Here is a 13,753-nt window from a genome sequence, read left to right as displayed (position 1 = left end):
AACAAAAACAAGATGGGGAGGAACAGACAATGTTGCATCATCAATTATCAAAGAGCGAGCGAAAAAAGTTTGTCAAACGAATCGAGTACCATCTACGTAATTATAATAATTATAAGGTTGGGATACTCCATTTAAAGAAGCAGCTCGATCATATTCTTCCTAAGACCACCTCAACGTATGAAGCACGAGAAGAATCTTTCAATAACTATGGAAGATCCAGTTCAACAGAATCGGTAGCAATGGAGAGGATGGAAGGTGATTACGCACAACAGCTGGAACAAGAATCGAATGAATATTCTTTGATCATTGAAGCAATAGATGACGGTATGAAGGTGTTGGATGAGATTGAATACAAGTTTGTAAAATACCGTTACTTCAACGACTGGAGCATTGAAAAGTGTGCGATGAAAATCGGCTACAGTGATAAGATGTTGTTCGTGATCCGGAACCAATTGATGGACAAGCTGCTGATCAGTTTAGGAGGGATCAAACATATATGACAAAAAGGGGAAACAAATCTGAGATTCAAATAAAAAAAGATCAGATCGAGAATGCGGAACACCCTGATCTGACCAAACAATCCTTATAAGCATTATAACAAGAACAAACGTTTCCAACAATAAAAAACAAGATTAGGCAACTCCAAATCATTGGGGTTGCTTTTCTTTTGCAATAACAATGAAAGGGGGTGACTGAAATGTACGAGGAATTCCATGTTGAAGAGCAATTGTCGGTAGACGAGTCCATTGCATTAAAAAAAGAGAGGCTTCAAAAAGAAATAAGGATCGAAGCCGAGATAGAGAATGAATTGGAGCGTGCAAGGGACTTATGCGGCCCCGTCAAAACGTATTTTATCAAAACCAACGATTGCTAAGGAGGGTATTATGAGTTTATCAAATTTTCTTAACCAAACAGTAAACGTTACCTTGACTGATTCGAGCTACGTTTATGGCACATTGACCGAGGTGGATGACGTTTTGAACATCATCTATGTCGAGTATTCTACGAAAGGGAAACACATACCGCTTACAGCAGTGAGAGCGATTGAAGTTCAGAATCAATGACTATTACAGAAAATTGTAACGAGGGGGACTTTAAATGTGGGTATATGTAGGGCATGCAGCTGATCCATCTTATTATGGAGGGGCTGATAGAAGAGGACAATATTTCTTTGAAATTGATGGATCTTTTAATAGCAGTACTGGAGCGGCAAGGTTTAAAACCTGGGATGCCGCTACGAACCAGTGGTATGAAAGCACCCGTTGGGAAATCATACCAGGAGAAAGGGTGTTCAACAGCTACGCAGAATCACCAGATGATTACCGCTTGTATCGGCTATATGATTTCAACTGCCGTACTTATGGCGGTTGGTGCTGTGATCCTCACGGAGGGTCAGCCTATACGCTCAGATATGAAGGGCGTCTATATGATCCAGATCGAATGTATCTGGGACATCGCCAAATTCTTCCAGCAGGTACAAGGGTCCATATTCCATACGGATATGGATATACGCATTCAAACTATACGAGTAATCGTACATTCGATCTGATGAGAATCAAAGGTTATTATGACAGCTCAGGAAATTATCATACGATTGATTCGAACTACAACTGGCTGGATGAACCAGTTGTCGATTATTATCCGAGCTCTTACAATATCAACACGTTTTAACAATAGGCAACTTCATTCAAATATTTTAATAGGGACTGAGTTTCGTAGCTTATCAGTCCCTTCCATTCATCAAAAATCCAATAATTTCCTTTTTTCTTCCTCGAACTCTTCTTCAGTCAACACTCCAGCTTCCTTCAGTTTAGCTATTTTTTCGAGCTGTGTGTACTTGTCTGAGGACTTGCTTTTCCCCGAGCTGCTTCCCGCTTGACCGTTTATTTGATTTTGTATCGTTTTCACGAACTTCGGTAGATTGTCCAAGTAAGACCCGTAAATACTTGTAAACTCTCTTTCTTCACCAAGGCCGAAAATCTCAAGAATTCCATCCGATCTTTTTATGTTGTATTCGATGGATTTTATTTTTGAATATGGCATATCGACGATACGTAATCCTGAAAACATTCCCTTTGATAAATAGATAAGCCGCGTTGAAGTAGCCGCAATGATTCCATGTTTCCCTTCATAAAACCCATAGGTTGTATCAACTATGTGTTCGGAGTCATCGATGTATTGATCGAGTTCCTTTAATAGTTTTTTACTCACTCTAAAACCTCCTAAGTCCATTTTAAGGCTTGACACTACTTTAGCATAATTTTACCATATTTACATTTGTGGCCAGTATATCGAAAGGAACGTTTTATTCTTGTGAAGTTTTATAAGAGTTTTATATGACATAGTTGAGAGTTTGGTAGCTTGATTCTGTCTTATAGTGGACTTACCGGTTGAATAAGACCGGAAAAAACATTTAAGAGGAGAGATTTTCATGGCGATTTCAGGAAAGAATGCAACAGTAAAAGTTTCAGTGGATGGTGCAGCGTTTAACGTTGTACAAGACTTGAACGAGGCAACGATGCCGATGGAAAGTGATAACCAAGATATTTCGACATTCGGATCGGATCACGTGAAAAGGCTTCAAGGATTGAAGGATACAACTTTTGAATTATCTGGCTTCTATAACGCAGATGATACAAATGGTCAAATGGCCATCCGTAGTGCACTAGTGGATAACACCGCACTATATGTACAGTTCCTACCTGATGGAACAACAGGTTTCCAACAGGAAGTTAAAGTTGCAAGCTATGAAGTTTCCGCAGCAGTTGATGGTGTGGTAGAGGTTTCTATTGAACTTGAAGGAACCAATGCAGTAACACTCGTATAAGGGGGGAGTGCTAATGGCAACAGCAGGCTATCGAGCTCAGGTGAACGTTTCAGGTTCACCTGTAGCCTTTACTAATGAATCAACAACCGCAAACATGACAAACACAATCTATCAAATTAACGATCCACAAAAGCGTGTCCTCGCACGGGAAGCTGCCATCACAGTTGAAGAAAGCTCAGATGGTGTTACGTGGCAGGTAGTCGATCCAACCGTCTATACATTGAATCGATTGAATGGATCTGTCGAATTTCCAAATGGAACAACGGCTCAGGTTCGCTTATCCGGGGAGTATTTACCGATGTCAAAGGCTGCAGAAGCACATGAATATACGTATACGCTAGAGGCCGACAACCAGGATGTACCGCTATTCGGCTCTCCGAACAACCGTAGAAGTCAAGGGTTGAGGGATGTGACCGGGAGCTTGACCAATTGGTATGAAACGAACTCAATCTTTCAGAATGCGATCATGAACAACCAGACATTTGTCATCGACTTTTATTCCGATACAGCAAAAGCTGAGCCGGATTTAAGGGTTTGGGCACTCATTTCAAGTGATGAAGCAAGTGCTGAGGTGGATGGAATGGTTGAAGAAGATGTTGAATTTGAAGGTACTACTGATATGGAAGGCAGGATGATGACAAATGGCTAATCTACGTGACCAAATTCTAAATAAGAAAGACATCGATTCAGAACTCGTAACAATTCCAGAATGGGATGCTGAGGTGGATGTAAGAGGACTTTCAGGTTCCGCCCGAAACCGGATATTGAGTAAAGCAATCGATAAAAAGGGAAACGTCGACCTCGACTCGATTTATCCGGATTTGATCATTGCTTCTACCTACGATCGTAATACAGGTGAACGGATCTTCGGAAGAGAAGACCGTGATGCGATCAATGCCAAGAGTGGAAAGGCATTGGAACGGATCACGCGGGTTGCGATGCGTTTGTCTGGATTAGATGATGGAGCAATTGAGGATAAAGTAAAAAACTAAAAAAACACCCCGAGCGCAGGTTTTATTTCGACCTCGCGGAGCGCTTGGGGTGTACTGTTTCTGAGCTGTTGGATCGGATCAGCTCGAGTGAGTTGAGTGAGTGGGTTGCCTATTTTAAAATCCGCGAAACGGAAGAAAAGGAAATGGACAAAGAGGCGAAACGCAAATCGAATGTAAGCTCAAAAGATCGATTAGGAAGAAGGTGAGCAATTTGAAAAATTTAATTACGTTACTTCAGAAATCCAAACGGTTCAAGGCAATGGGAGATAGATTGCAACTATTGGGCAACAAGATGAGCGAAACATCCAAGAGAATGAAGGAATTTGGTAATACCTCGAGGGAAACCGGTGAAAAGATTTTCGGTTTTTCAGAAAAAATGACTGGGTTCGCCGTACCGATACTTGCATTCGGGGCAGCGGTCATACAAGCAACAAAATCGACGCAACAGGGTCAAACCGCATATAAGCAATTCCAAACCAATCTTCTAGCCCTTCAAAAAGCAATCGCACCGATCGGTATCGTGCTTTTAAACCTTGCGAATCAAGTGTTGCCGATCATTGCTGCCAAAATCAAGGCGGTGGCGACATGGTTCCAAAACCTATCACCGGTGCTACAAAAAATCATCATTGGAATCGGACTTTTTGCTATTGCAATCGGTCCAATCATCTCGGCCGTCGGATCCCTGACTTTATTGATCAGTGGGTTAAGCACTGCGATGGCATTCCTGCTAAGTCCTGTCGGATTGATCATTGCAGGCATAGCAGCACTAGCCATCGCCTTTGCGATTGCCTGGAACAAGTCTGAAACGTTCCGAAATGCAATGATGCAGCTATGGAACGCGATTTCGACAGGATTCATGAACATTGTTGCCGTCGTCAAACCTGGAATCCAAGCGTTCATTACCTTTTTTATGAACCAATTCAATCAGATCAAGGCGTGGTGGATGGCGACATGGCCAATGTTAAAGCAGGCGTTCCTGAACGTTTGGAATGTGATCTGGACAGTATTGCAACCGATCGTAAATGGAATCGTGCAATTGATGATATGGGCATGGCCGCTCGTAAAAGCGATCATCGTACAGACATGGAACAACATCAAGAATGTCATCACTGGGGCCATCGGCATCATCCAGGGAGTCATCACGTTATTTGCCAGCCTGTTAACGGGTAATTGGTCGCGTTTATGGGAAAGCGTCAAGTCGATCCTTGCAAATGCCTGGAAGCTGATTTGGAATCTCATCCAAATTTGGGGAATCGGAAAGGTGCTCGGACTGGTCGGAAAGCTGGCAGGCTTTTTGTTATCAAAGTTCAGAGGCATGTGGTCCGCGGTTTTCCGCACTGTCGGTGGTTGGCTGTCAAGAATCTGGCAGAGCATCTCGGGATGGGTATCTTCGGTCATCAGCAGGGTGTCCTCGTTCGGAACTGGCATAATCAGTCGGTTCACCTCGATTTGGAATCGGGTGAAAACGACGGTCCTTTCAAAGCTTGCGAGCATCAAAGATAGTATAGTCGGAAGGTTCAACAGCATCCTTAGTTGGATAACAGGTCTTGGAGGACGTTTTTATGCAGCAGGTAGAGGATTGATCGATCAGATAAAGAACGGGATCACCAATGCGTTCAGCAGTGTTCTGAGTACAGTTCGTAATTTAGCTTCTAAAATACGCGACTATTTACCGTTTTCGCCTGCTAAAGTAGGACCTTTATCAGATTTGGATAAGCTCGATTTTGCCGGGCCGATTCGGGATTCAATCGGCAGAGGCTTGCCGAAAGTCCAAGCATCGATGAACCATATGCTGAAGGCTCCTGTATTGGATCAAGGTTTGATGCAAAGTAATCGTGCTGGTGGAAGTGGCGGCATCAACAACAACTTTTATATTAGTGAGATGGTCGTTCGTGAAGAGGCGGATATCGATCGGATCTCGCAGAGGCTGTATCAACAGCAACGGCGATCACTTCGTGCATCGGGGGTGAATGCGTAGGATGAAAGATTTCGGATTTACGTTCAATGGCAGAAATAGCCTCGAGCTCGGAGTATGGACGCTTAATGTTGATCGGCCTTTACTACCGAGTGTGACAACCAAGATGATGACGATTCCTGAACGGCATGGCGCACATTACTTCGGATATCAATATGAACCATTAGAAATCAAAGTGTCAATCGCTTTTGATGACCCTGATTTGGTTGGTGTACAAGAGAAAAGGCACACCATTGCGGATTGGCTAAATCCTGAAGCAAGCCTTCAACCACTGATTTTTGATGATGAACCGGATAAGCAGTATGTTGCTGTCCTATCGAAGGATTCGGAGCTTGCACAAACCTTGACGTTAGGAAAAGGAGAATTGACCTTTCTGGTTCCGGACCCGTTCGCTTATGCGGTAAGCGATGATGTTTTTACGTACACAGGAGCTGGAGCTTATTCATTTGATCGACAAGGGACCGTCGACTCCTACCCGTTGATTGAGTTGCAGGGAACTAATGCACCTTCCGATCGAATCAGCATCTCGCTGAATGACAGTCATCTTTCCTTCCTCGGCACACTGAATGGCGGGGACACATTGATTCTCGATTCAAATCTCTTGACCGCGAAAATCAATAGAGCAGATGGTACTGTCGTCAGTGCAATGAACGATATCAATAATTTAGACTTTCCGATCACGGTTCCTGGAAGTAACCAGCTGGATATATCACCGACAGGGGCATCGACGGTCACCTTTTTTAAAATAACATGTCGAAGCCGTTGGATTTAGGAGGGAAGTAAGTATGTCAAAAACACCTTATCAAGATTTACAAAGTGTGGATATCCTTTCTGCACACATTTCAGGTCTTCAGCACTCGATCAATAAAATAGAGGAAATCTTGGGTATGAAAAAACAGTCAGCGGCAAATCACCCGTTGAATCCGGTTACGGACCAGGAGGATCCTGCAGCTCGTTACCGCATTTATGAGGGCTCGATTCGGAACTGGCTGGCGAGTCCAGCCCCGATCGTTTATCGGAATGGAGAAGAAGTTCCCGCAAGTGAATATGTGATCCAGCCTGCATATGGAGTAATCACTTTTCATGAGTCGCAAGCACCGAGTGATACAATCACCGTCGATATGGAACACATCATTGCAGCTGATCAATTTTCAGATTCATTGCCAGGACTTTCTCCAGTACTTCATTTTCCCAGCTACTGGAGAACACACTGCTTAAATTGTGCAGCTCTTGCGACAAATGTCTTGATTGCAGCAAATCTATTCGATGCATTTCCTTTTCCTGTGACGGAAACGACTACTTACGATGCAATCGCCATCAATGTAGATACGACGAGTGCTGCCGGGACGAGCGCAAGGCTTGGAATCTACAAAGATAACGGAGCGAACTTCCCTGGTGAGCTGTTACTCGATGCAGGGGAAGTACCTACAGATGCTGCAGGACTCCAAAGCACTGCCATCGACTTGACGCTCGAACGAGGTCTTTACTGGCTGGTTCGAAATTCTGATGATGGACCGCAAATTTCCGGGATCAACAGAGAAAATGCAATATCACTTGGTATGGACGACTCCTTTGTTGGTGCGGCTGCTGCAGCGTACCGGGCAACCTACTCGTATGGAGCATTACCAGCTTCCTATCCATCTAGCGGGACGCCGTTGTTCCGTAGTTCCTATGCATCTGTATGGATGAGAAGGGCGTGATCCGCCTATGCTCTATAACGATCTAGGAAATGCAACCTTCAACGATCTTGGTGCCATTCAATATAATTCCTTTGTTAAGCCGGCGAGCACAACGTTTTTTACACGTCTACCCGGTGCTCGTCCAGTCATCTTGAGTCAAGATCATCAGGTCGTAGCAGTCATTGAAAACGTCAGCGAAATGACATTGAACCAAGAGATCAATGGGGCAGATACGATGGATTTCACTGTCCCATATGATGATCCGAAAACGAGTTACTTGGTCAATGAAAATATTGTGCAAATCGTTGAGAAGCAGTATGTAATCCGAATGGTATCCAAGTCAAGAGCAGATGACGGAACAAAACTTTTGGCCGTCTATGCAGAAGCGCTTTGGTATGACCTTCAATATACAGATCCATTATCATCTGCACAATGGATGGACGTGACACCTGATATTCCAATCCAAGATATTTTAGCTGGGACAGGCTGGAACGTCGGGACGATTGAAGTGGATACGGACCGGAACCTCGTTATCGAATCAGGGGTCACCAATCGTTTGAAGCTGCTTCGGGAAGTTGCAGACATCTGGGGTGGGACGCTGATTTTCGATTCAAAGGAACTTAAAGTGAGCCTGATTGAAAACAGCTTCCCGGACCCAGGAATCGGCATCATATACCGGAAAAACCTCAAATCGATCAAAGCATCCTACGATACACAGGATTTGATAACTCGATTATATCCTTACGGGAAAAATGATATGACGATTGAGGATGCCAATGATGGGGTTCCATATATTGAAAACTATCAATATACGAAACAGGTAAGGGTACGTTCGTTTAAAGACGGACGGTTCACTAACCCGTTCCATTTAAAAGAAAAAGCTGAGTCGATCCTATCGAAGCTATCTGTACCGCGAGCCTCATATCGTGCAACGGCTGCAGATTTGTCAAACATGACCGGGCTTGAGCATGAAGCTTTTGATCTTGGTGCGATGGTGATGGTCCATGATGAAGAAATGGAGATTAACCTGAAAACACAAATCGTCAAATGGAGTTATGACGTATTAGAACCGTGGAATACGGAATTAGAGTTATCAACTGTACAGCCGGGCCTTGAAGATCTCTTGAAATCAGTAACTGAAACGACGGAAATCTTTCAATCGGAGGATACATTGAATCAACAAGATATGCTTGATCTGATGGTATCCAATTATTTATTGAATTCACGAGCGGATGACGGGTATGCCTATTGGACGAACAACGGATGGGATATTGACAGCTCGGAAGGGTATAGTGGCCCAGCTTCCTTCAAAGCCGTCGGTCAATATGACACAACCAAGACATTGACGCAAACCGTCTACCCATCCCATCGTGACAGTTATTCACTGAGCTTCCGTGCTGCTACTGAAAATCTTAATAAAGGACCGAATGGAAAAGTGGGTGTCAATGTCACGATCACCTATAAGGATGGGTCCAAAGAAACCAAGTATATCCCATTAGCCTAAAAGGGGGATTTACAGCAATGATCATGTTTGATTTTAAAAATTCAGCGATTCAGGTGAACATGGCAAAAACAGTCGCTTCACTCGAGGTGGAACTGATTGCACAAGATTTCGGCGGTGAAGTGAACATTACTGACTTGATATTGCAGGGTGGTCAAATTGCAACGAATTGGACCCTGCATCCTTCGGAAATTCGGTGGTCGATTGATGGGTGATGGACATGATTACAAATAATCAATGGACTCGGTACTTTCACAGTGTTTATCCTGAATCAGACAAAAAAGTAAAAGAAGTAACAGTCGATTTTTTAGCGGTGGATATTGATGGGACTGTACACCTATCAGACATTCAAGTTCAGGGAGGACCGACAGTCACAGCGTATCGTCCTTCCAATGAAGACATCTTACAACAGCTTACGTTTTCGATTGATGAGACGGACAATGCACAAGGTAACGACGTGTATGAGGGCGAACCGCCTGAAGTATATCCAAACGTGAGAAATCGATTTTTCAATATTTGCGGGAGGGGCCATGATGTTGTGGTGGTCCCGAACGTCTTTCATGAAGATTATACGAAAGAGCTGTTGACGACAGGCTTGGATCTCACATTATACCCGAAGGACGATTACGATTTGCTGAAGATTTCCACCAATTATGGAACTCTTTTACCGAAAGAGGAACAACAATATGGTGAGATCAATGAGCTTACAGGTGAAAATCACCCGTTGCACTTCAGGTATACAAGAGAGTTTTTCTTTCCAGGGGGCGAAACAGGGGATGAAATAAGGCTGATGTCCTCGATACGTAATGCTTCAATCAACGGGAAGAGGAAATCACTTGGACAATACGAGATGAACATCGGTGGTCAGACCTTCCAGATTGATAAGCAGCGTTTCTTTGCCCTTCCATCAGGTTCCATACGCTTTCGGGTCGAGTTTTATAAACTAGTGACAGAGTCGTTGACCCATGAATGGGAAGGACAGAAGCCTGTTTCCTATATGAAGGATACCGGAATCGGTTACTGGGGTCTAGCAGAATTCACACAATGGTCAGAAGGGAGGTCGAAAATGTAATGAAATTCATGAGCTGGTCGATGAATGCTCCATCAACCTATCAATTCGATCAATATATGCAGAAAATCAATGGAACATGGAAAGTGATCGATCCAGATGCAATGCAAAGCTGGAGTGAAAGTCAGCAAACCTATGTTCAGATGTTTGATAAATATCATGACAAGATTTATGCGATAGGGATGCATGAGTTCGGTGTCACTGCTGAAGGGACCATTTACGATTACCGTAAGTCAGAGTCTGACCTAGTGTTGAATCTGGATGAAACCGCGATTGACCGTTGGGTTCCGATAAGCCTCCAATATCAAATGGAAATCTATCCTGATGTGAAATGGTCGATTCAAGCAGTCTGTTTCGGAAGTGCAAAAGTGAATGCATTGCTTGACAACAGCCCGTTGGCTGATGGAAGTCTTCCTCAGGACAATTACCTTCGACAACTGAAAAAGATTGCAGAGCTTTATCTTGAGGCAGGGTACCCGATCCGCGGGATTGAAAGTGATTTCGAAAAAGTCGGGACGCGGGATGATGACGTCCCTGATTATACGAAATACCAATTGCTGTTAGAACGGGTGAAAAATGAGGTATGTCTTCCTCTGGGGCTTGAACTGCGGGTCAATCTCTATGCGATGACTGGAGACATGAATCCTTATTATTATGCGTGGCATGATTATAAGACGATGGCAGCGGCCAAAGATATGAATGGAGAACAGGCGATTGATGAATTTCAGCTGATGACCTATGATTTCACCTATGCCTATTCAGCTCCGGGTCCATCTACACCTATTTGGTGGCTGCAAAACGTACTGCTGCATGTTGACCAATCTCTTCCTAACTCGAAAACTTTCATCGGAAACGCAGGCTATGGAAGGCGCTGGGGACTTGATAACCAGCAGCCTGGTCGAGCAGTAACGTACAAGCAGTTGATGGAATGGCAAAATGGAATGTACATCCATAACGATGGTGAAAGGCTGGCAGATGGCACGTTTCATTGGAAAAACCAGAGCTGGCTTCCGTTTACCGGCTTCAATGATCCTGCATCCAACTACCAGCGAACCTATTTGCACCTATACGACCGATTCGATCCCAAATATGCGGATCCGGTCGTTTTCGATGGAAGCTCGACGGTTAACCAAAGTGCATATGGCGGGGATACGTTTTTTACGAGCTATTTCAAAAAACAGAAGCCGACGATCAATGGGATTCGACGTGTCCTCAGTACTACGGATGCGGTGATGACAGGGAACGTATCTTCTAATGGATCTTTTTCAATCGGAACCGACGTGTTAAATCAAGAGAAAACTTTCACTTCTTATCAAGTTGGAAAAGCAAGATATTATTATGATACAAATCTAGCTGCTTGTGTTCGGGAGGCTGGTTCAACAGGTGAAGACGGTGAGATCTCCTTTTCTTTCAATCTATCAGCGGGCGGATCCTACCGTTTGATTGCGATTGCCTATTTTCCGTTCTATACGAATGATACCGTTCACGCGGTCATTAACGGAGAACCATTGACAATAGGCGGCCCGAATCTTCCTGATTGGTATCCTTACATGGTTGATGCCTACCATTATTATGACTGTGGCTCCTTCGATTTTTTGCAAACGAACACGATCAAGATCCAGCCTGGAAGTGGATACATTGCCGGGTTCATCATTTGCGAGGAATTTGACAGTAACTTCAACGGCGGGATGATCGATTACAATACGTACCTCACCCCCTTTCAAAAGCGAGGCATTGTTACAGAGGAAGGTACAGTTATGAAAACACAGGGGCTTTTTCCGGCAAAGATGACGATGACAGGAGAAGTGATCCGGCGGGAACCTCGCCCTGCACTGATCTGGGAGGATTTATTTTCCCATTATCTAGGAAAACCGGAGGCTGTCGATCTAGCTGGAAGAACGAGTTATTATGCGGAAGCGAAACAAAACAACTTTAGCCGAGGATCTGGAACGATAGAGCACCGTGAATCGGACGGTGGTTATGTGTGTATCGACGGTTATTACGATACCGGAATGAGTAAAGGGACATGGAAGGTCCAGACGGATGGCGCTGGCACCTACGTATATGGGGACGGACGATCGTCTTGGAGCCAGATGATCTTGAATAAATCATTCTCAACAAATCTCCAGATTGAAGCGGATATCCGGATCAGTACGAGTGATGCCTACCCGGTCGGAGGTATCCGGCTTTTATCTCAGCAAGAAGGGTATACAGATGATGGTTATTTGTTTCTTTTGGACTATCGTCAAAACAAAATGACCCTCGTCTATGAGAAGAGTGGAGAATCACCGATCGAAGTAGATTATAGCTGGATGACACAGGAAATTGTCGACTTGAAGGGTAAAAAAACGACGGTCAAAGCAGTAGTCCTGAATGGAAAGATTTATGGCTATGTAAATGGTTGGAAGTATCTAGAGTATACAATGCCAACTGATAAAATGAGGAATTTCGGGAATTACGGAGTATATGTGGATAACGGTCAATTACGATGCTATCGGTTGTCGCTATCATCAGTCGATAGATATGAGCCGATGGAAAAGCTGAGGGTCGAAATCGATGGGCAATCGTATGGGTATGGCGAAGTTGAAAGAACCGTCGGATATGATGAATTCGGATACCTTAAATACACAGGTTTGAATGTGAGTGAGGATACTGAAGTGAATTTTGACCCTGAACGGTTTGACCAGGATTATCAGAACCTCCCTCTCGCAACACATACAAGTTGGCAGGGGAGGAAAAACGTCCGTGTTCAGCTGATGGATGCCGGGATCTGGTTCCGACAACTTTATATCGGGGATGCAGAAGGATATTCCGTAGCCTGGAACAGTGATATTACCGGATTTATTACGACTTCGGCTGAAATCAACAAATATGGTTGCAAAGGCGTAGCGATGTGGACGATGGGGCAGGAGGATCCGAAGTTGTTTGTATATTTACCGGCAGCAAGAAACGAATTGTTTTAGAGAGCGCAGTCCCTATTTGTGCTCTCTTTCTCTTATTTTTAGAAATAGATAGGGGTGAATGACCATGTCAAACAGTAACGGTGTCCATATACCGTTAAGAGAAATGTATGACGCGCACAAGGAATTGGTTAGAATCATAGATGAACTGAATGTAGGTATGGGACGGATCGAGGAAAAGCTGAATATACTGGGTGCTTCATTGAAGGAAGCGGATAATCGAAGCCGAGAAGCGTTAGACATTGCTGAAACAGCATTGGAACGAGCGGATCGTGCGTTAATGAAAATTGAGGAACAGGAACGTGAGAAAAGAGAGACACGTAAACAGTTCTATGCTTCCGTGATCAGTTCCCTTATCCCATGGGTGATTCTAGCAATCTATGGCTTGGTTTTTCTTGTCAAAGAGGGAGGAGTATCATGATGGATATTTCTGAGGTAGCATTAATTCCATTAATTACGGGACTAACGGAATGGATGAAGCAGATGGGGCTGCCGAAGAAATACAGCTCTCTTGTTGCTGTGATTTTCGGTTTATCGATCAGTATCATATATGTATATCCACAGCAACTGAAAACAGGAATACTATTCGGACTGATGCTCGGATTATCCGCTTCAGGATTCTATTCCAGCTCAAAGGTTCTACTAAGGAAAAATAAAACGAGTTGATATAGTTACATCAACTAAAATTAGGTTGACGAATGAATGTCAATAAAATATTACAACCCTGATTACTGAAACTTTATTGTTGGA

General features: G+C 43.8%; 17 protein-coding genes. 16 read left to right on the top strand and 1 reads right to left on the bottom strand.

All coding sequences use genetic code 11. The features are described from left to right. The first annotated feature begins 29 nt into the window (after window positions 1–29). The 4 genes from MOJ78_RS16795 to MOJ78_RS16780 all read left to right on the top strand — a co-directional run bounded on the left by MOJ78_RS16795 (window position 30) and on the right by MOJ78_RS16780 (window position 1,671). Window positions 30–500 (top strand): hypothetical protein, encoded by a 471-nt coding sequence (locus MOJ78_RS16795; RefSeq protein WP_304978482.1) that lies wholly within the window; start codon window positions 30–32, stop codon window positions 498–500. Window positions 501–697: 197 nt separating this feature from the next. Next, window positions 698–874, top strand: coding sequence for a hypothetical protein (locus MOJ78_RS16790; protein WP_304978481.1), 177 nt, complete (start codon window positions 698–700; stop codon window positions 872–874). Window positions 875–884: 10 nt separating this feature from the next. Then, window positions 885–1,064 carry an LSM domain-containing protein gene (locus MOJ78_RS16785; RefSeq protein WP_304978480.1) on the top strand — a complete coding sequence of 60 codons (180 nt, stop codon included), beginning with the start codon at window positions 885–887 and terminating at the stop codon, window positions 1,062–1,064. A gap of 34 nt (window positions 1,065–1,098) precedes the next feature. Beyond that, the gene (locus tag MOJ78_RS16780; protein ID WP_304978479.1) at window positions 1,099–1,671 is read left to right on the top strand and encodes a hypothetical protein; all 573 of its coding nucleotides are present in this window, start codon (window positions 1,099–1,101) and stop codon (window positions 1,669–1,671) included. A gap of 69 nt (window positions 1,672–1,740) precedes the next feature. Here the strand turns inward: MOJ78_RS16780 and MOJ78_RS16775 are convergent, their stop codons facing one another. Beyond that, window positions 1,741–2,211 (bottom strand): PH domain-containing protein, encoded by a 471-nt coding sequence (locus MOJ78_RS16775; RefSeq protein WP_304978478.1) that lies wholly within the window; start codon window positions 2,209–2,211, stop codon window positions 1,741–1,743. Window positions 2,212–2,431: 220 nt separating this feature from the next. Between MOJ78_RS16775 and MOJ78_RS16770 the strand changes: the two genes are divergently transcribed. The 12 genes from MOJ78_RS16770 (at window position 2,432) to MOJ78_RS16715 (ending at window position 13,669) form a co-directional block, all read left to right on the top strand. Beyond that, entirely contained in the window at window positions 2,432–2,827 is a 396-nt protein-coding gene (locus MOJ78_RS16770) for a phage tail tube protein (RefSeq protein ID WP_304978477.1), read from the top strand. A 13-nt stretch (window positions 2,828–2,840) separates the two neighbouring features. After that, window positions 2,841–3,476: a hypothetical protein gene (locus MOJ78_RS16765; protein WP_304978476.1), complete on the top strand. Its 636-nt coding sequence runs from the start codon at window positions 2,841–2,843 to the stop codon at window positions 3,474–3,476. After that, complete coding sequence (locus tag MOJ78_RS16760) at window positions 3,469–3,819, top strand: phage tail assembly chaperone (protein ID WP_304978475.1); 351 nt, start codon at window positions 3,469–3,471, stop codon at window positions 3,817–3,819. The genes MOJ78_RS16765 and MOJ78_RS16760 overlap by 8 nt, the downstream gene beginning before the upstream one ends. Before the next feature lie 211 nt (window positions 3,820–4,030). Beyond that, window positions 4,031–5,797: a phage tail protein gene (locus MOJ78_RS16755; RefSeq protein ID WP_304978474.1), complete on the top strand. Its 1,767-nt coding sequence runs from the start codon at window positions 4,031–4,033 to the stop codon at window positions 5,795–5,797. A 1-nt stretch (window position 5,798) separates the two neighbouring features. Then, window positions 5,799–6,566 carry a distal tail protein Dit gene (locus tag MOJ78_RS16750; protein ID WP_304978473.1) on the top strand — a complete coding sequence of 256 codons (768 nt, stop codon included), beginning with the start codon at window positions 5,799–5,801 and terminating at the stop codon, window positions 6,564–6,566. Window positions 6,567–6,579: 13 nt separating this feature from the next. Beyond that, entirely contained in the window at window positions 6,580–7,494 is a 915-nt protein-coding gene (locus tag MOJ78_RS16745; RefSeq protein WP_304978472.1) for a hypothetical protein, read from the top strand. A gap of 7 nt (window positions 7,495–7,501) precedes the next feature. Beyond that, the gene (locus tag MOJ78_RS16740) at window positions 7,502–8,977 is read left to right on the top strand and encodes a phage tail spike protein (RefSeq protein ID WP_304978471.1); all 1,476 of its coding nucleotides are present in this window, start codon (window positions 7,502–7,504) and stop codon (window positions 8,975–8,977) included. Window positions 8,978–8,994: 17 nt separating this feature from the next. Continuing rightward, on the top strand, window positions 8,995–9,189 hold the full coding sequence (locus MOJ78_RS16735; RefSeq protein WP_304978470.1) for a hypothetical protein: 195 nt from the start codon (window positions 8,995–8,997) through the stop codon (window positions 9,187–9,189). A gap of 5 nt (window positions 9,190–9,194) precedes the next feature. Then, a complete protein-coding gene (locus MOJ78_RS16730; RefSeq protein ID WP_304978469.1) occupies window positions 9,195–10,046 on the top strand; it encodes a hypothetical protein in 852 nt (283 codons plus the stop codon). Further along, window positions 10,046–13,006: a glycosyl hydrolase family 18 protein gene (locus MOJ78_RS16725; RefSeq protein WP_304978468.1), complete on the top strand. Its 2,961-nt coding sequence runs from the start codon at window positions 10,046–10,048 to the stop codon at window positions 13,004–13,006. The genes MOJ78_RS16730 and MOJ78_RS16725 overlap by 1 nt, the downstream gene beginning before the upstream one ends. Before the next feature lie 64 nt (window positions 13,007–13,070). After that, window positions 13,071–13,424, top strand: a complete 354-nt coding sequence (locus MOJ78_RS16720) for a hypothetical protein (protein ID WP_304978467.1) — start codon at window positions 13,071–13,073, stop codon at window positions 13,422–13,424. Next, complete coding sequence (locus MOJ78_RS16715) at window positions 13,421–13,669, top strand: hypothetical protein (protein WP_304978466.1); 249 nt, start codon at window positions 13,421–13,423, stop codon at window positions 13,667–13,669. Before MOJ78_RS16720 ends, MOJ78_RS16715 begins: the two co-directional genes overlap by 4 nt. The last annotated feature ends 84 nt before the right edge of the window (window positions 13,670–13,753 follow it).

Source organism: Alkalihalobacillus sp. AL-G (assembly GCF_030643805.1).
GTDB lineage: Bacteria > Bacillota > Bacilli > Bacillales > Fictibacillaceae > Pseudalkalibacillus.
This window is presented reverse-complemented; position numbering and strand designations above follow the sequence as displayed.

Excerpts from the sequence above, each read along its gene's own strand:
- MOJ78_RS16795 (WP_304978482.1), top strand. The coding sequence starts at position 30 with ATGTTGCATCATCAATTATCAAAGAGCGAGCGAAAAAAGTTTGTCAAA.
- MOJ78_RS16790 (WP_304978481.1), top strand. The coding sequence starts at position 698 with ATGTACGAGGAATTCCATGTTGAAGAGCAATTGTCGGTAGACGAGTCC.
- MOJ78_RS16785 (WP_304978480.1), top strand. The coding sequence starts at position 885 with ATGAGTTTATCAAATTTTCTTAACCAAACAGTAAACGTTACCTTGACT.
- MOJ78_RS16780 (WP_304978479.1), top strand. The coding sequence starts at position 1,099 with ATGTGGGTATATGTAGGGCATGCAGCTGATCCATCTTATTATGGAGGG.
- MOJ78_RS16770 (WP_304978477.1), top strand. The coding sequence starts at position 2,432 with ATGGCGATTTCAGGAAAGAATGCAACAGTAAAAGTTTCAGTGGATGGT.
- MOJ78_RS16765 (WP_304978476.1), top strand. The coding sequence starts at position 2,841 with ATGGCAACAGCAGGCTATCGAGCTCAGGTGAACGTTTCAGGTTCACCT.
- MOJ78_RS16760 (WP_304978475.1), top strand. The coding sequence starts at position 3,469 with ATGGCTAATCTACGTGACCAAATTCTAAATAAGAAAGACATCGATTCA.
- MOJ78_RS16750 (WP_304978473.1), top strand. The coding sequence starts at position 5,799 with ATGAAAGATTTCGGATTTACGTTCAATGGCAGAAATAGCCTCGAGCTC.
- MOJ78_RS16745 (WP_304978472.1), top strand. The coding sequence starts at position 6,580 with ATGTCAAAAACACCTTATCAAGATTTACAAAGTGTGGATATCCTTTCT.
- MOJ78_RS16740 (WP_304978471.1), top strand. The coding sequence starts at position 7,502 with ATGCTCTATAACGATCTAGGAAATGCAACCTTCAACGATCTTGGTGCC.
- MOJ78_RS16735 (WP_304978470.1), top strand. The coding sequence starts at position 8,995 with ATGATCATGTTTGATTTTAAAAATTCAGCGATTCAGGTGAACATGGCA.
- MOJ78_RS16730 (WP_304978469.1), top strand. The coding sequence starts at position 9,195 with ATGATTACAAATAATCAATGGACTCGGTACTTTCACAGTGTTTATCCT.
- MOJ78_RS16725 (WP_304978468.1), top strand. The coding sequence starts at position 10,046 with ATGAAATTCATGAGCTGGTCGATGAATGCTCCATCAACCTATCAATTC.
- MOJ78_RS16720 (WP_304978467.1), top strand. The coding sequence starts at position 13,071 with ATGTCAAACAGTAACGGTGTCCATATACCGTTAAGAGAAATGTATGAC.
- MOJ78_RS16715 (WP_304978466.1), top strand. The coding sequence starts at position 13,421 with ATGATGGATATTTCTGAGGTAGCATTAATTCCATTAATTACGGGACTA.